The sequence below is a fragment of the Streptomyces sp. NPDC024698 genome, from assembly GCF_055559015.1.
In genome coordinates, this window is the sequence record NZ_JBVHLK010000011.1 from 33,839 (window position 1) to 49,846 (window position 16,008).

Here is a 16,008-nt window from a genome sequence, read left to right on the forward strand (position 1 = left end):
CGGGAGGTGACCAGACGTATGCGGGACGGTGTGGACGTGGTGAGCGCGCGGGTGCCGTCCGCGGGCGTCCCTTTGCTCCCGACGTACTCCGCGTCCGGCGCGGATCCGCGCCCGCGGGAGCTCGCGGGCCCTTCCTCCGGCCCGCCGCCCTCCGCGCGGCTGGCGGCCGTCTTCCTGCCCGCGCCGCTGCCCCGCGCGTCACGCGTCGCCTTCTGGGACCCGAGCGGCGCACACCTGCCCGCCCCGGACGACGGGGACAGCCCCCGGCCGGGGGAGCACCCCGACGGGCCGGCGCCGTCCCGACCCGGCACGGTGACGTCCGCGCGCGAGCACCCCGACGGGCCGATGCCCTCCTCACCCGGCACCGGCACGTCCGCGCGCGAGCACACCGAACTGACCGTCGTACGACCGCACGGCCAGGGAGTCCGCAGGAGCACCGTCCCCGCGCTGATCCTCTCCCTCGCCGAGGCCCTGCCCCTGCTCGCCGGGGCGCGGCGGGACCCCGCGGCCCATCCCGCCACCGTCTGCTGGGGTGCCGCCGCCCTGCACGCGCTGCGCCTCGTCGCCCGCGGACGCCTGCTGCCCGGGCTCACCCCGGAAGGCTTCGACGCCTGGCGCGCGGGCCCCCTGGACCCGGACGACATCGCGCACCTGAGGGCGGTCGCCGAGGCCCTTCCGTACGAGGGGCACGCCGTCCCCCTCCCCGGCAGGGGACCGCTCCGGCTGCCCGATCCCGAGACGCTGATGCGCGCCTTCCTGGACGCGGTCGCCGACACCCTGCCCCGCACCCCCGCCGCCCCCCACACCTCCGGCAAACCCTTCGCGGCCCGCGAGCCGCAGCGGCTGACCGGCGCCCAGGACTGGGCCGCCGAGGTGGCCGCCGGCATGGACGCGGGCGTCCGGATCTCACTGCGCCTCGACCTCTCGGCGCACCAGCTCTTCGACGACGGAGAGGGAGCACGGCGTGCGGGCGCCGCCGTCGTCCAGGTGCACAGCCTCGCCGACCCCACCCTCGTCGTCGACGCCGCTTCCCTGTGGGCGGGGGACGCCGACACGGTGTTCGGACCCCGCGCCCGCGTCGACGCGGCCCTGGCCGTCCGCCGCGCCGCCCGGGTCTGGCCACCCCTCGACCGCCTGTCCGAACAGGACGTGCCCGCCGTGCTCGCCCTCTCCGAGGACGAACTGTCGGATCTGCTCGGAGTCGTCGCGACCCGGCTCGGCGCCGCCGGTGTCGCCGTGCACTGGCCCCGGGACCTGGCGCACGACCTGAGCGCCACCGCCGTGGTGCGTCCCGCGCCCGGATCGGCGACCGACGGGACCGGATTCTTCGAGAGCGAGGAACTCCTCCAGTTCCGCTGGCAGTTGGCCCTCGGCGGAGACCCGCTCACCGAGGCCGAGATGGACACCCTGGCCGAGGCCCACCGGCCGGTCGTGCGGTTGCGCGACCAGTGGGTTCTGGTCGACCCCGCCCTCGTGCGCAAGGCCCGCAAGCGCGAACTGGGCCTGCTCGACCCGGTGGACGCCCTCTCCGTCGCCCTCACCGGAACCGCCGAGGTCGAAGGGGAGACCGTCGAAGCGGTCCCGGTCGGCGCCCTCGCCGCACTGCGCGACCGCCTCACGGCCGGGGTGACCCCCGTCGAGCCCCCGCCCGGCCTGGACGCCCGTCTGCGGGACTACCAACTCCGCGGTCTCGCCTGGCTGGACCTCATGACCTCCCTCGGACTCGGCGGCTGCCTCGCCGACGACATGGGGCTCGGAAAGACCGTCACGCTCATCGCGCTCCACCTGAAGCGGGCCCACAGCCAACCGACCCTGGTCATCTGCCCCGCCTCCCTCCTCGGCAACTGGCAGCGGGAGATCACCCGGTTCGCCCCCGGCGTCCCCGTGCGCCGGTTCCACGGCCCCGACCGCACCCTCGACGGACTCGACGGAGGCTTCGTCCTCACCACGTACGGCACGATGCGGTCCGCCGCCGCCCACCTCGCCGAACAGCCCTGGGGCATGGTCGTCGCCGACGAGGCGCAGCACGTCAAGAACCCCTACTCCGCGACGGCGAAAGCCCTGCGGACGATCCCGGCCCCGGCACGCGTCGCGCTCACCGGCACACCCGTGGAGAACAACCTCTCCGAACTGTGGGCGCTGCTCGACTGGACGACCCCGGGGCTGCTCGGCCCCCTCAAGTCCTTCCGCGCCCGGCACGCACGCGCCGTGGAGAACGGAGAGGACGAGGAGGCCGTGGCCCGACTCGCCCGCCTGATCCGCCCGTTCCTGCTGCGCCGCAAGAAGTCCGACCCCGGCATCGTGCCCGAACTCCCGCCCAAGACGGAGACCGACCACCCCGTCCCGCTCACCCGCGAACAGGCCTCTCTGTACGAGGCGGTGGTCCGCGAGTCCATGCTGGCCATCGAGACCACCGACGGCATCGCCCGCCGGGGACTGGTCCTGAAACTGCTGACCTCGCTCAAGCAGATCTGCGACCACCCGGCGCTGTTCCTGAAGGAGGACGCGCGGGCGGCCGCGCTCGGGACCTCCACGCGCTCGGGCAAACTGGCCCTGCTCGACGAGCTGTTGGACACCCTGCTCGCCGAGGACGGCTCGGCGCTCGTCTTCACCCAGTACGTGGGCATGGCCCGCCTCATCACGGAACACATGACCGCCCGCGCCGTCCCGGTCGAGCTTCTGCACGGCGGTACGCCGGTCGCCGACCGCGAACACATGGTGGACCGCTTCCAGAGCGGCGCGACCCCCGTCCTGGTGCTGTCGCTCAAGGCGGCCGGCACCGGTCTGAACCTCACCCGCGCCGGGCATGTCGTCCACTTCGACCGCTGGTGGAACCCCGCCGTCGAGGAGCAGGCCACCGACCGCGCCTACCGCATCGGCCAGACCCAGCCCGTCCAGGTGCACCGGCTCATCACCGAGGGCACGGTCGAGGACCGGATCGCCGAGATGCTGGAGGCCAAGCGGGCCCTCGCCGACGCGATCCTCGGCTCCGGCGAGGCGTCCCTGACGGAGCTGACCGACCGCGAGCTGTCGGACCTCGTCTCGCTGCGGAGGCCCGCATGAGCGGCACCGAGGAAGAGGAGCCCCGCGTGACCGGGGCCGACGGCGCTGAACCGGCCGACGGCGCTGAACCGGCCGACGGCGCTGAACCGGCCGAAGCCGCCGGACCGGCCGAAGCCGCCGGACCGGCCGAAGCCGTCGAACCGGCCGAAGCCGTCGAACCCGCCGAAGCCGCTGAACCGGCCGACGGCGCCGGGCCGCAGCGCGCCGCGACCGTGGACCGTCCCGCCGACGAGGCCCGCCGGGCCCTGCGCGCCGCACGCAGGACCGCGGCGGCCGACGAGCACGCGGGTACGGGCTCCGGCGGGCCTAGCTCTGGCCCTGGCCCTGGCCCTAGCTCTAGACCTGGCCCTGGATCCGGATCTGGCTCGGCGGACGAACGGGCCGAGAACGCGGACGGCACGCGACCCGGAGACATCGCTCGGGGGGCGTTGCGGGCGGCCGGCGTTTCGGCGGGACGGACGGTGGGACGGACGGGGACGGCGGAGTCGGCCGCGACAGCGCGTTCCGGCGGCGAGGCCGGGGGAGGCGCGCGACCCGGTGACATCGCCCGCGAGGCGCTGCGCGCGGCGCGGCGGCTTCGGGAGCGGGAGACGGAGGACGGCGGCGAGCCGTCGGCGGAGGGCAATGGCGGGGGAGCCGGGCCGAGGAGCCGGTCCGCCAGGACGTCCCCTGCCGGAGCCGGGGGGCGCCGGAATCCCGCGCACCCCGTGACCGCGGAACGGGTGTCCCAGCAGCGGCAGCTCCGCGATCTGCTCGCGGACGGCTTCCGGCTGCCCCCCGACCTGATGGACGAGAACGGGGAGCCGTCGAGTTCGTCCGACGACACAGGCGTGGCGCCCCGCGACTTGAGCGACGACCGGAGTGGCGTCCCGAACCACGATCGACCCGGGCGCCCTCGGCACGCCGAACCCGTCGATCACCCCGAACCCGTCACACACGCCGACCGCCCCTCCCGCCCCGAGCATTCCGCCCACCCCGACCGCCCCGAACACCCTTCGTTCCCGGCACACTTCACACACCCCGAAGACCATCCCGAAAGTCCCGCACCCGCCGAACCCTCCCCGCCCTCTGTCCCCGAGCGGGAGGAGCCGGCGGATGTCGAGCCCTTCACGGTCGGCTCCCTCGGCCTGGACTTCCTCACCGCCGAACCGGGCACCGAGGTGCGTGAACCCGGCACGGCTGCCCGCGAACCCGGGGCCGCGCCCCGCGAACCCGGGCCTCACCGCTCCATGGCATCCCCGCGCCGCGACGGCGAGTTGCGCCGGACCTTCCCCGCCTTCCCCGCGCGACTCCGGGGAGAGGACGGCTTCGCGGAGACCTGGTGGGGAAACGCGTGGGTCACGGCACTGGAGGAAGGAGCGCTGGACGCGGCACGGCTGGCGCGCGGGCGGACGTACGCCGGACAGGGGTATGTCGACGCCGTCACCGTCACACCGGGTCTGGTGCTCGCCTATGTGCACGGGAGCCGGCCGCGGCCGTACCGCGTCCAGGTCAGGGTGCGGACGCTGACGGACGGCGACTGGGACCGTTTCCTCGACGCCGCTGCCGAGCGGCCAGGACACATCGCGGCGCTGCTCGACAAGGAGATGCCCAGATCGCTCGCGGACTGTGGAGTCGACCTGCTTCCGGGCCCCGGCGAACTCGAACCGCAGTGCAGCTGCCCCGACTTCGGGCACCCGTGCAAGCACGCGGCCGCCCTCTGCTATCAGACGGCCCGTCTGCTGGACCAGGACCCGTTCGTCCTGTTCCTGCTGCGCGGCCGGGGCGAGCGCGAACTGCTCGACGCCCTTTCCCGGCGCAACGCCACCCGAGCCGCCCGTGCCGCCCAGGAGCGGGAACCGGCCCAGCCCGCCGGCGTCCCGGCCCGTGACGTTCTCGCGCGACGCGTGCTGCCGCCCCTGCCCGCTCCGCTGCCGCCGCCCGCGCACCCCGAGCAGCCGCCGGCCTACCCGGGCGCGCCGGGCGGCCCGGACGCGTTCGCGCTGGACCAGCTGGCCACGGACGCGGCGGCCCGCGCGTACACACTGCTCACCTCGGGCCGTGATCCCGTCGCGGAACTGACGCTCTGGCAGGACGCGGTGCGCGTCGCCGCGGCCCGTCCCGGGTCGGGGCTCACGGCCGCGACCCGCGCCCTGTACTCCTCGCTCGCCTTCGCGACCGGCCGTACCCCGATCGAGCTGGCCCGTGCGGTCGCCGCCTGGCGGCAGGGCGGCTTCGAGGCGCTCGGCGTGCTCGAAGAGCCCTGGGACCCCCCGGCGGGACGGTTCGACCGGGCCCGGCCGCTGCTCATGGCCGCCGACTTCCCGGCGTTCCGGCCGTGGCGCAACCACCTCACCCACCCGAGCGGCCACGCGCAGCTCCGCCTCGGCCGCAACGGCCTGTGGTACGCCTACGAGTCCGAGCCGGGCCGTGACGACTGGTGGCCCAGGGGCACCCCGGACCTCGACCCCGTCGGCGCACTGACGGGGCTCGGCGCACCGGAGGAGTTCTGACACCCGTCGCGTTCCCGTGACGCCCATCGGGCTGTCGCGGCAGTCGCCGTGACTCCGGCCCGGGTCCCGCCCCAACCAGCCTCCGGTGCGGGCGGGTTGGGAGCGCGGATGCCCGGGGTCACCCGCGCGGACCCCGGAGGGCGGCGGTCGACCCGGTGAGAATCCTCGGGTCGCCGACCGCTTCGTCGTCCTGCGCCGAGGCCGGGTCACCGCGTCCGGTTCGACGGCCGGGGTTCTGGGCAGATCTCAGGTCGACCACACCAGGCGCCTGGTCGCCGCCCTGCCCGTCCCCGACCCGGCAGAGCCGCCTCCGGCACCTGGCCACCGACGATCCCGAGACCCCGACACCCCCCCGCCAACCCCGAGACCTCCGCCGCGGTGAGCCCACGATGAGACACGCACGCCGATGGGCCGACGCCCTCGCCCGATGGACCCCGGGCCTGCTGGCGGTCGGCTGCCTGCTGTCCGGATGCCCGCTGCCCGGGCCGGCGCTCCACCAGGAGCAGCCGGAACCGGCCCCGGAGCCGTGCGGTCGGCCCCCCTCCGGCCATCCGGAATCGTGCGCCGCGCACATTCCGCCGACGGACGTGGAGCGGGAGCTGTGGTCCGCCCTGAGCCTCGGTCCCCCGCCGGCGCGTGGGTGAAGCCGGCCGGGAGAGACCTTCACGGGGCTATCACATGCGAGGACGGCTTGCACAGGGCCCGCGCCCCAAGGACGTGAGAATCGGCGAGATGTGAGAACGTGCAGGGCGTGAGTGAGACGAAGACCCCTGCCCTGCAATACCGCCTCGACGGCCCGGAAGACGCCCCGGTCCTCATACTCGGACCCTCGCTCGGCACCACCTGGCACATGTGGGACAGGCAGATCCCCGAGCTCGCGAAGAGTTGGCGGATCTTCCGCTTCGATCTGCCGGGACACGGCGGAGCGCCCGCCTATCCGGCCGGCTCGGTCTCCGAACTCGCCGGGCGGCTGCTGGCCACGCTCGACGGGCTGGGCATCCAGCACTTCGGCTACGCGGGCTGCGCCTTCGGCGGGGCCATCGGCCTCGAACTGGCGCTCCGCTGCCCGGAGCGCGTGGCTTCCCTCGCGCTGATCGCCGCCTCGCCCCGCTTCGGCACGGCCGACGAGTTCCGGCAGCGAGGAGTGATCGTGAGGTCGAACGGCCTCGACCCGATCGCCCGTACCTCGCCCGAACGCTGGTTCACGAGTGGCTTCGCGGCGGCCCAGCCCGCGATCACCGAGTGGGCCGTGCAGATGGTGCGCACCACCGATCCCGGCTGCTACATCGCGGCCTGCGAGGCGCTCGCCGCCTTCGACGTGCGGGACGAACTGGGCCTCGTGGGAGTGCCGACCCTCGTGCTGGCCGGCTCCGACGACCAGGTCACCGGTCCCGCGGAGGCGCGCACCCTGGTCGCCGGGATACCGGACGCCCGCCTCGCGGTCGTCCCCGGTGCCTCGCACCTGGTTCCCGTGGAACAGCCCGCCGCCGTGACGGATCTGCTCGTACGGCACTTCGCCGGCGCCTGGCTGCCCGCCTTCGACTCGGCCACCGGGCAGATGGCGGTCCAGGTCCCGCAGGCGTACCCCGTGCAGGCGCCGTCGCCTGTGGTGCCCTTCGCCGAGATCGCCCCGGCGCCCGTGGCGCCCGAGCTCGGGGGGCGTCAGGATCCGTACGACATCGGGATCAAGGTGCGCCGCGAGGTGCTGGGGGACGCGCACGTCGACGGGGTGCTCTCGTCGGCGGACGACTTCTCCGGGGACTTCCAGGAGCTCGTCACCCGCTACGCCTGGGGCGAGGTCTGGGACCGGCCCGGACTCGACCGGCGTTCGCGCAGCTGTGTGACGCTGACCGCGCTGGTCGCGGGCGGCCATCTCGACGAGCTCGCCGTCCACACTCGTGCCGCCCTGCGCAACGGTCTCACCCCGGTGGAGATCAAGGAGGTGCTGCTCCAGACGGCCGTCTACTGCGGTGTGCCGGCCGCGAACAGCGCCTTCCGGGTGGCGCAGAAGATCATCCACGAGGAGACGACCCCCCAGGAGTGAGCGAGCGCGGCTCCGCCCGCCCACTCCCGCGGTGGGCGGGCGGAGCCGTCCGCAGAAGTGACCTCCGGGGCGGGCGCGGGGGCAGGATGTACCCATGAAGCTCACGAAGAAGTCGCACGCCTGCGTCCGTCTGGAGAAGGACGGGCGGACGCTCGTCATCGATCCCGGGGGTTTCAGCGAGGAGGACGCGGCTCTGGGCGCCGACGTCATCCTCGTGACGCACGAGCACCCCGACCACTTCGACGAGGAACGGCTGCGCACGGCCATGGAGGCCGACCCGGCGGCCGAGATCTGGACCCTGCGGTCGGTGGCGGAGAAGATCTCCGCGGCCTTCCCCGGCCGGGTGCACACCGTCGGTCACGGCGACACCTTCACCGCCGCCGGGTTCGACGTCCAGGTGCACGGCGAACTGCACGCGGTGATCCATCCGGACATCCCGCGCATCACGAACGTCGGCTACCTCGTCGACGAAGGCCGCGTCTTCCACCCCGGGGACGCCCTCACCGTCCCCGGTCGTCCGGTCGAGACGCTGATGCTCCCCGTGATGGCCCCGTGGAACAAGATCTCCGAGGTCATCGAGTACGTCCGCGAGGTCGCGCCGCAGCGCGCGTACGACATCCACGACGCCCTGCTCACCGACCTCGCCCGGCCGATCTACGACCGCCAGATCGGTGCCCTCGGCGGTTCGGAGCATCTGAGGCTGACGCCGGGAGCGTCGGCGGAGGTCTGAGCCGGCCGCGCGGGGCCCCGGGGGCCCGCGTCCCGTCCCGGTGGCGCGGACGGGCGGCACGGGGTGTCCGGGGCGGACCCGTTGTCGTACCCGCCCGGTAGGTTGTGAGGCATGCGTATCGCGACCTGGAACGTGAACTCGATCACCGCCCGCCTCCCGAGGCTGCTGGCCTGGCTGGAGAGCAGCGGCACGGACGTGCTGTGCCTCCAGGAGGCCAAGGTCGCCGCGGAACAGTTCCCCTCCGAGCAGTTGCGGGAGCTGGGGTACGAGGCGGCCGTGCACGCCACGGGACGGTGGAACGGCGTGGCGGTGATCTCCCGGGTCGGCCTGGAGGACGTGGTCAAGGGCCTGCCCGGCGGCCCTCAGTACGACGGTGCGGAGGAGCCCCGGGCCGTGTCCGCTACATGCGGCCCGGTCCGTGTGTGGTCGGTGTACGTACCGAACGGCCGCGAGGTGGACCACGCCCACTACACGTACAAGCTGGAGTGGTTCGAGGCCCTGCGAGCGGCGGTGGCGGGCGACGCGGCGGGCAGCCGCCCGTTCGCGGTGATGGGCGACTACAACGTGGCGCCCACGGACGACGACGTGTACGACGTGGCGGCGTTCGAGGGCCTGACCCATGTCACGCCGGCCGAGCGTGCCGCGCTGGCGGCCCTGCGCGAGACGGGTCTGACGGACGTGGTCCCGCGTCCCCTCAAGTACGACCGCCCGTACACGTACTGGGACTACCGCCAGCTCTGCTTCCCGAAGAACCGCGGCATGCGCATCGACCTGGTCTACGGCAACGAAGCGTTCGCGGCGGCGGCCAAGGACGCGTACGTCGACCGTGAGGAGCGCAAGGGCAAGGGTGCCTCGGACCACGCACCGGTCGTGGTGGACCTGGACGTCTAGGACGTCCGCCCGGGCAACTGGGCGGCCTCGGCACCCCTGATGCCGCGACGGGCACGTAGCGCCTGTCGCGGCACAGGCATTCGACGGCGCGATCGCGGGCATCCTCTCCCCACGGACGGCTCGGGAAGCCGGTGGGGATCCCGGGTATCTTCGAGCACCATGATTCGCCTTGTTTGCCCGATTCCGTGATGAAATGCCGCTAGCTGTGTTGTGTTCACGTGACGGGACATGGAGCTTCGACGATCGCACCCCACGGAGAGGCCGGTCATGAACATCCCCTTCTTGGACAAGCTGCTCAAGCGGCATCCGGTGCGGCGGGACCGGCCCCTCGCCAAGGCCTTCGAGGACGATCCGGTGGGTGTGGCCGAGCTGCTCTCGGAGTGCGAACTGCTGCGCTCCCAGGCCGCGGCCGTGGGTCTCGAACTGGACGACACCCCTGACTCGTTGGTGGCGCTCGACCAGCTCCTGCCGCTGTGGCGCGACGACCCCGAGGCGCTGCCGTGGCTCGGCAACGACGCAGGCCTCTATCTCGGGACCGTCGTGGTGCGCACGGTGCCCGGTGCCTCCTGGCATGTCTGGCCCGGCGGCAGTCCGGCCGTCCGGCTCCCCTCGGGCCGTGAGATCCCGGTCGTCGAGGCGGGCCTCGACTGGGCCGTGCAGGGCGTCCCCGAGCTGTCCCAGATGTACGCCGAGGCCACGGAGGCCTGACCGAAGCGCCCGAAGGGGCGTCCCCATGATCGCCCGGAGCGTCGTGATCCGCTCTTCGTCCGGCCGCAAATACGGCTAATGCCCTGACGTGCGTGTCGCCCCATAAGTGACGATTTGCGCCGATAGTTTGCGGTGGCCGACGCGGCCGGAAGCGATCGGCACCGGCATGGCCGTCGATCCGCCGATCGACCTGTACGACGACACCACGCACTTCGGGGAGCCGCATGTTCCGCAGGACGACGACCTCGCCTTCGGTACGGGAGGGGTGGTCGATCACCGGCCCGTCGGACAGATCCCCGACCGTCCGGTGAGGCGGACTTCCCCGGGCCCGGGAGGCCGGGCCCGGCGATCCTCGACTACGATTTGCCGTTCATCCCCGTGGTGACGGTGACCTCGCCGATCCGCATCGGGATGTGTGTGCCGCTCTCCCGGTCCGCCCCCCGGGCGTACGGGCGGGTGCGGCACAGTCCCGAGACCGAGGCCGTGGGCATGGCTCCGGCCGAACCAGGGACGCTGCTGCCGGGTGGGGCACCCCACACAGCCTCGACGCTGTAGGGGGCAGCAGCTCACAGGGCCAGGCCCGACCGGCGCCAGCCGGAGATCACTGCTCGCGCAGGGGTACCGACACGTACGACGGGTCGTGCTCCGGCGAGGAGAAGGTCAGCTGCGCGCCGGACGGGTTGTGCTCGATGTACAGCGGGTCGACCGTGTCGACGACCACGGCCAGGTGATGCCCGGCCGGCACGTCGTAGGCCGTGGAGAACAGGTCCAGGTCCACCCCGAACGGCTCGCCGGGCGTCCGGCCGTGGAAGGTGTACGGCGCGTTGCTGATCAGCTTGCCGATGCCGAGCGGGCCCACGTCGTAGAGATAGGCGATGAACGTGCCGCTCTCCTTGGTGCCGGTGACCGTGGTGTGGAGTCTGACGGTGCCCCGCACGCGCTGGGGGTTCGCGTACGTCTCCGAGCGCCACACCGCGGCCCAGTAGCGCGGCAGCAGCGGGATCGAGGCCATCGGCGGGATCCGGGTGAGCTGGTCGAGGATGCTGGACAGGAAGATGACCCCGCCGTCCGCGCCCGAGTCGACGTTCGTGTGGATCCTGGTGGTGCCCTCCAGGGCGATCTTCCGGGTGGTCGCGCCGACCGACTTCCAGTCCGGGTAGCCCTCGTAACCGCCCGTGGAGCGGGACTTGAGCTGCACCGGCTGTTCCCGGTCGATGCCGTTGTCCTTGCCCGCCAGATAGTGGTCGAACCAGCGGCCGGTGTCGGTCCACACGTCGTTGGGGAGCCCGAACAGGCCCGTGATCTCGGCGGTCGCGTGGTCGCCCGGGCGGAACTCCAGCCGCTTGGGCCCGGTCAGCTCGTCGTAGAACTTCGCGTACTGGTTGGCCGAGAAGATCGTGTCGCCCCAGGTGTTGGCCATGAAGACGGCGGGGCGGTTCTTGTCGAGCTGATCGAGGTAGGTCTCGGGTGAACGTTTCTTCCCCCAGTCGATCAGATCCTGTTCCTTCGACAGATTCGAGGCGAAGAAGTCCTTGAAGACCTGCTGGGTCTCGGCGCTGGGGCGCCCCGTGATGTGCCCGACGCCGTCCAGCAGGGCGGCCGCCTGGACGTGTTCGGTGCGTCCGGAGTAGATCGACGTGGTCAGATCCGCCCAGCCGCTCAGGGCCGCGACCGCCTTGATGCGCTTGTCGTGCGCGGCGGCCAGCAGACTGATCCCGGCGCCGTACGAGACGCCCGCCACGCCCACCTTCTTGGCGTCGGCCGGGGTGTTGGCGAGCGCCCAGTCGATCACCTTCGACACGTCGGCGGTGTCCTGGGGGCCGGCGACGTCGATCTCCCCGCCCGACTGCCAGAAGCCGCGGACGTTGTAACTGACGACGACATAGCCGGAGTTCGCGAGCTTCTGAGCCTGCGCGAGGTACTCGACCTGCGGCAGGCCCCAGCTCGTGGGCAGCACGATGAGCGGATAGGAGCGGGTGTCGTCCGCTCCCGCGGGGGTGACGACGTTGGCCTTGAGGGTCGTGCCGCCGTCACCGGAGATGTCCACGAAGCGGATGCCGCCCGAGCCGCCGGCGGCCAGGGCGGCGGGCGCGAGGCCCAGGCCCGCGGCGGCGATCAGGGTGGCGGAGAGGGCGCCGACGGCGGATGTGCGCAGGGGGTTGCGACCGTTTCCCAACGGGTCACTCCTCACTTGGTCAGTGCAAGGTGACCCGACGGTAACCGCGGCGGCTTACTCGAAGTAACCCGTCGGTAAGTTACGTGCGAGTAACGATTGTTGAAGTGTTCATTGCCGACCCGTGTGATCGGGGGGCCGTCAGGTACGGCGACGGGCCCTCGGTGTGGCCGACTTCGCCGCGGCCTCCCCGTCCTGACCGGTCTCCGACTCCGGGTCCGGTGCCGGTTCCAGGGCGGGCGGCGTCGGCAGCGGGGCCTGGGCGGCGCGGGTGACGTCCGCGACGACCTCGACGACATCGGGGCCGTACGCCTGGGAGTTCACGACCTTCAGCAGCAGGACGAAGCTGTTGCCGCCGTGCTTGCGGGCCAGGCGCGCGTGGTTGCGGGCGAGATAGCGGGTGGCCGCCTGGTTGGTGATCGCGCGCTGCCCGCAGAAGAGGAAGACCGGTCTCACGTCACGGCTCTGGCCCGCGGTGAGCCGGGCCAGGATCACGTACTCCGCCTGGCCCGAATCCAGACGGTAGCGCTCGCTGCCTATCTGGAAGGCGCCCCGGTCGGGTCCGCGTCCCGAGTCGGTGTTGACCTGCACACCGGGCAGCAGCGACTGAAGGTGCGCGGCCATGCGCCGGTTCGAGGCCGGCCCGCCCACGCAGAACTCCGTGCGTTCGCCGAATCCCTGCTGGGTCGCGTCGTGCGCGATGACCTGGGCGTGCGCGCCGCAGTCCTTGATCAGCGCGGACAGTTCGAGGAGCGCGAAGACGTCGTGCCGCATCACCGTGAGCTCGGGGCCGCCCGCCTCGCGGTTCACCACAAGGAGTGACTCGGCGTTGTCGGGCAGCCCGAAGAACGCCTGCTTGCGGCGGAGCTTGCGCTTCCACAGGTAGGTGCGGGCGAGCCAGCCGAGCGCGGCACTGAGGCCGGCGGCCAGGACACCGAGGACGATGTTGCGCACGTCGTCATTCATGTGCGCGCATGCTAGCGGTCCCACGGAACCGTGTTCGAGGGGGCCTGACGCGGTGGTGGCGGTGAAGTTACGCTGCGCGGACGACTGTTGACTGGAGGTATTGATGCGACGTCCTCTTGCGCGGAATCTGACGGTCCTGGCGGTTTCGGCCGCGACGGCATTAGTGGGCGCGGCGGCGCCGCCCGGGGCACCGGCGGCGGCCACGGCCGCGAGAACGCCCACGGCGAAGGTGCCCGTCGCGGTCGGGTACGGAGGCGCCGTCGCGAGTGTCGACGCGGACGCTTCGGCCGCGGGCATCGAGGTGCTGAGGAAGGGCGGCAACGCGGTCGACGCGGCCGTCGCCACGGCGGCGGCCCTGGGCGTCACCGAGCCCTACTCGTCCGGCATCGGCGGAGGCGGCTACTTCGTCTACTACGACGCCAAGTCCCGTACGGTGCACACGATCGACGGGCGGGAGACGGCCCCCCTGACCGCCGACTCGGGGCTGTTCCTGGAGAACGGCAAGCCGCTCGCCTTCGCGGACGCCGTCACCAGCGGACTCAGCGTGGGCACCCCGGGCACGCCGGCGACCTGGCAGAGCGCCCTGGACTCCTGGGGCAGCAGGAGCCTCGGCACCGTCCTGAAGCCGGCCGAGCGGATCGCCCGTTCAGGGTTCACCGTCGACGCGACGTTCCGCGCGCAGACCGAGCTGAACCAGGCCCGCTTCTCGAACTTCCCCGACACCGCGAAGCTGTTCCTGCCCGGTGGCTCGCTGCCGGTCGTGGGGTCGACCTTCAAGAACCCCGATCTGGCGCGCACGTACGAGGAGTTGGGACGCAAGGGTACGCGGGCCGTCTACGCCGGCGAGCTGGGCCGGGAGATCGTCGACACGGTCGACAAGCCGCCCGTGGACCCGGCTTCCGGCTACAACGCCCGGCCGGGCCAACTGTCCTTGAGGGATCTCGCGGCCTACGGGGCCAAGCAGCAGGCGCCGACGAGGACGTCGTACCGCGGTCTGAACGTGTACTCGATCGCTCCCTCCTCCTCCGGTGGCACGACCGTCGGTGAAGCGCTCAACATCCTTGAGCGAACTGACCTCTCGAAGGCGAGCGAGACGCAGTACCTGCACCACTACATCGAGGCGAGCAGGATCGCCTTCGCGGACCGGGGCCGCTGGGTGGGCGACCCGGCCTTCGAGGACGTGCCGACCAAGGGCCTGCTCTCGCAGCGGTACGCGGACGGTCGGGCCTGCCTCATCAAGGACGACGCGGTGCTGACGAGCCCGCTGGCACCCGGTGACCCGAGCCGTCCCGCCGCCTGCGGTGCCACCGGAACGGCCGCCCCGACCACGTACGAGGGCGAGAACACGACCCATCTGACGGTGGCCGACAAGTGGGGCGACGTCGTCGCCTACACGCTGACCATCGAGCAGACCGGCGGCAGCGGGATCACCGTCCCGGGGCGCGGCTTCCTCCTCAACAACGAACTGACGGACTTCTCCTTCGCGCCGGCCAGCCCGGCCGTGCACGACCCCAATCTGCCGGGTCCCGGCAAGCGCCCGCGCTCGTCGATCTCGCCGACCATCGTCCTCGACCGGCACGACAGGCCCGTGGTTGCGCTCGGTTCGCCCGGCGGTGCGAGCATCATCACCACCGTTCTCCAGACCCTGACCGAGTTCGTCGACCGCGGCCTCCCGCTGGTCGACGCGATCGCCGCGCCTCGCGCAAGCCAACGCAACGCGGCCCAGACCGAGCTCGAACCGGGCCTGTACGACAGCCCGTTGCGGGCGCAGCTCGAAGCCATCGGCCACTCCTTCAAGCCGAACCCGGAGATCGGCGCGGCCACGGGCGTCCAGCGTCTGCCGAACGGCACCTGGCTGGCCGCGGCGGAGAAGGTGCGGCGGGGCGGAGGCTCGGCCATGGTGGTGCGACCCGCGCCTTAGGCCGCGGACCCACGCCTCAGGCCGCGTCCGCGGGGCGTATCAGCGGGCCGTATCAGCGGGTTGTGTCCCGCAGGTCGTGTCTCGCGGGTTGTGTCTCGTGGGTCGTGGGTCGGGACCGCCGCACCTCGGCGGCCCCGACCCACGGTCCGCCGCGTCGGGCGGTGGGGGGTGGCGGTCGTGCCGTGGAGCGGGACCGTCGAGGTGCCCTGCGGCCCCGACGCCCGGGAGGTCAGCGCGCCGTCAGGATGCGCGGACCCGAGTTCGTGATGGCCACGGTGTGCTCGGCGTGGGCCGCCCGGGAGCCGTCGTTCGTACGCAGCGTCCAGCCGTCGGGAGCCGGGTGGTAGTCGTCCGTGCCGCCGCCGATGAGCATCGGCTCGATGGCGAGGACCATGCCGTGCCGCAGCGGCATTCCCCGCCCGGGCCGGCCCTCGTTCGGGACGCCTGGGTCCTCGTGCATGCGGCGCCCGATGCCGTGGCCGCCGAACCCGTCCGGGATCCCGTATCCGGCCGTGCGGCACACCGTGCCGATGGCGTGCGCGATGTCCCCGATGCGGTTGCCCACGACGGCCGCCTCGATCCCCGCGGCCAGGGCCCGCTCCGCGGTCTCCACGAGCCGCGCGTCGGCGGGGCGCGGCCTGCCCACGATGAAGCTGATCGCCGAGTCCCCGACCCAGCCGCCGAGCTCGGCGCCGAAGTCGATGGAGACCAGGTCGCCGTCGCTCAGCCGGTAGCCCGTCGGGATGCCGTGCACGATCGCCTCGTTCACCGACGCGCAGACGACCGCGGGGAAGGGCGTGGGCGCGAAGGAGGGGTGATAGCCGAGGAAGGGCGACGTCGCGCCCGCGTCCCGCAGCACCTGGTGCGCGATCTCGTCCAGCTCCAGCAGGGAGACGCCCACGTCGGCCGCCTCGCGCACGGCCGTGAGCGCGCTGCCCACGACCTGGCCGGCCGCGTACATCTCGTCGATCGATGTGTCGGTCTTCAGTTCCACCATGCCAATTACTATACCGGTATTAG

General features: G+C 72.6%; 11 protein-coding genes and 1 pseudogene. 9 read left to right on the forward strand and 3 right to left on the reverse strand.

All coding sequences use genetic code 11. The features are described 5' to 3' along the window. Positions 1-18: 18 nt before the first annotated feature. The 8 genes and pseudogenes from ACZ4AA_RS23825 to ACZ4AA_RS23860 all read left to right on the forward strand — a co-directional run. Positions 19-3,063, forward strand: coding sequence for a DEAD/DEAH box helicase (locus ACZ4AA_RS23825; RefSeq protein WP_467606097.1), 3,045 nt, complete (start codon positions 19-21; stop codon positions 3,061-3,063). Further along, positions 3,060-5,555: an SWIM zinc finger family protein gene (locus ACZ4AA_RS23830; protein WP_467606102.1), complete on the forward strand. Its 2,496-nt coding sequence runs from the start codon at positions 3,060-3,062 to the stop codon at positions 5,553-5,555. Before ACZ4AA_RS23825 ends, ACZ4AA_RS23830 begins: the two co-directional genes overlap by 4 nt. 389 nt (positions 5,556-5,944) lie before the next feature. After that, positions 5,945-6,199 carry a DUF6059 family protein gene (locus ACZ4AA_RS23835; RefSeq protein WP_467606106.1) on the forward strand — a complete coding sequence of 85 codons (255 nt, stop codon included), beginning with the start codon at positions 5,945-5,947 and terminating at the stop codon, positions 6,197-6,199. 107 nt (positions 6,200-6,306) lie between these two features. Next, the gene (gene pcaDC / locus ACZ4AA_RS23840; protein WP_467606109.1) at positions 6,307-7,599 is read left to right on the forward strand and encodes a bifunctional 3-oxoadipate enol-lactonase/4-carboxymuconolactone decarboxylase PcaDC; all 1,293 of its coding nucleotides are present in this window, start codon (positions 6,307-6,309) and stop codon (positions 7,597-7,599) included. Positions 7,600-7,693: 94 nt separating this feature from the next. Then, positions 7,694-8,329, forward strand: coding sequence for an MBL fold metallo-hydrolase (locus ACZ4AA_RS23845; RefSeq protein ID WP_467606112.1), 636 nt, complete (start codon positions 7,694-7,696; stop codon positions 8,327-8,329). Between the two features lie 111 nt (positions 8,330-8,440). Then, on the forward strand, positions 8,441-9,220 hold the full coding sequence (locus tag ACZ4AA_RS23850) for an exodeoxyribonuclease III (RefSeq protein ID WP_467606116.1): 780 nt from the start codon (positions 8,441-8,443) through the stop codon (positions 9,218-9,220). A gap of 267 nt (positions 9,221-9,487) precedes the next feature. Continuing rightward, positions 9,488-9,928 (forward strand): DUF6278 family protein, encoded by a 441-nt coding sequence (locus ACZ4AA_RS23855; protein WP_467606120.1) that lies wholly within the window; start codon positions 9,488-9,490, stop codon positions 9,926-9,928. 351 nt (positions 9,929-10,279) lie between these two features. Next, a pseudogene (locus ACZ4AA_RS23860) lies at positions 10,280-10,483 on the forward strand (amino acid ABC transporter permease); the annotation flags it as partial. 46 nt (positions 10,484-10,529) lie between these two features. Here ACZ4AA_RS23860 and ACZ4AA_RS23865 read toward each other — a convergent pair. Together ACZ4AA_RS23865 and ACZ4AA_RS23870 are read right to left on the reverse strand one after the other, a co-directional pair. Continuing rightward, positions 10,530-12,104, reverse strand: coding sequence for an alpha/beta fold hydrolase (locus ACZ4AA_RS23865; protein ID WP_467606122.1), 1,575 nt, complete (start codon positions 12,102-12,104; stop codon positions 10,530-10,532). 138 nt (positions 12,105-12,242) lie between these two features. Beyond that, complete coding sequence (locus tag ACZ4AA_RS23870; RefSeq protein ID WP_467606124.1) at positions 12,243-13,067, reverse strand: hypothetical protein; 825 nt, start codon at positions 13,065-13,067, stop codon at positions 12,243-12,245. Positions 13,068-13,170: 103 nt separating this feature from the next. On the opposite strand from ACZ4AA_RS23870, the gene ggt reads away from it, so the two are divergent. Beyond that, positions 13,171-14,988, forward strand: coding sequence for a gamma-glutamyltransferase (gene ggt, locus ACZ4AA_RS23875; protein ID WP_467606130.1), 1,818 nt, complete (start codon positions 13,171-13,173; stop codon positions 14,986-14,988). A 229-nt stretch (positions 14,989-15,217) separates the two neighbouring features. Here the strand turns inward: ggt and map are convergent, their stop codons facing one another. Beyond that, entirely contained in the window at positions 15,218-15,985 is a 768-nt protein-coding gene (map, locus tag ACZ4AA_RS23880) for a type I methionyl aminopeptidase (protein WP_467606134.1), read from the reverse strand. Positions 15,986-16,008 lie beyond the last annotated feature (23 nt).

What these genes read in the sequence shown, in the direction of transcription:
- ACZ4AA_RS23825 (WP_467606097.1), top strand. Translation starts at nt 19, where the DNA reads ATGCGGGACGGTGTGGACGTGGTGAGCGCGCGGGTGCCGTCCGCGGGC.
- ACZ4AA_RS23830 (WP_467606102.1), top strand. Translation starts at nt 3,060, where the DNA reads ATGAGCGGCACCGAGGAAGAGGAGCCCCGCGTGACCGGGGCCGACGGC.
- ACZ4AA_RS23835 (WP_467606106.1), top strand. Translation starts at nt 5,945, where the DNA reads ATGAGACACGCACGCCGATGGGCCGACGCCCTCGCCCGATGGACCCCG.
- ACZ4AA_RS23845 (WP_467606112.1), top strand. Translation starts at nt 7,694, where the DNA reads ATGAAGCTCACGAAGAAGTCGCACGCCTGCGTCCGTCTGGAGAAGGAC.
- ACZ4AA_RS23850 (WP_467606116.1), top strand. Translation starts at nt 8,441, where the DNA reads ATGCGTATCGCGACCTGGAACGTGAACTCGATCACCGCCCGCCTCCCG.
- ACZ4AA_RS23855 (WP_467606120.1), top strand. Translation starts at nt 9,488, where the DNA reads ATGAACATCCCCTTCTTGGACAAGCTGCTCAAGCGGCATCCGGTGCGG.
- ACZ4AA_RS23870 (WP_467606124.1), bottom strand. Translation starts at nt 13,067, where the DNA reads ATGAATGACGACGTGCGCAACATCGTCCTCGGTGTCCTGGCCGCCGGC.
- ggt (WP_467606130.1), top strand. Translation starts at nt 13,171, where the DNA reads ATGCGACGTCCTCTTGCGCGGAATCTGACGGTCCTGGCGGTTTCGGCC.
- map (WP_467606134.1), bottom strand. Translation starts at nt 15,985, where the DNA reads ATGGTGGAACTGAAGACCGACACATCGATCGACGAGATGTACGCGGCC.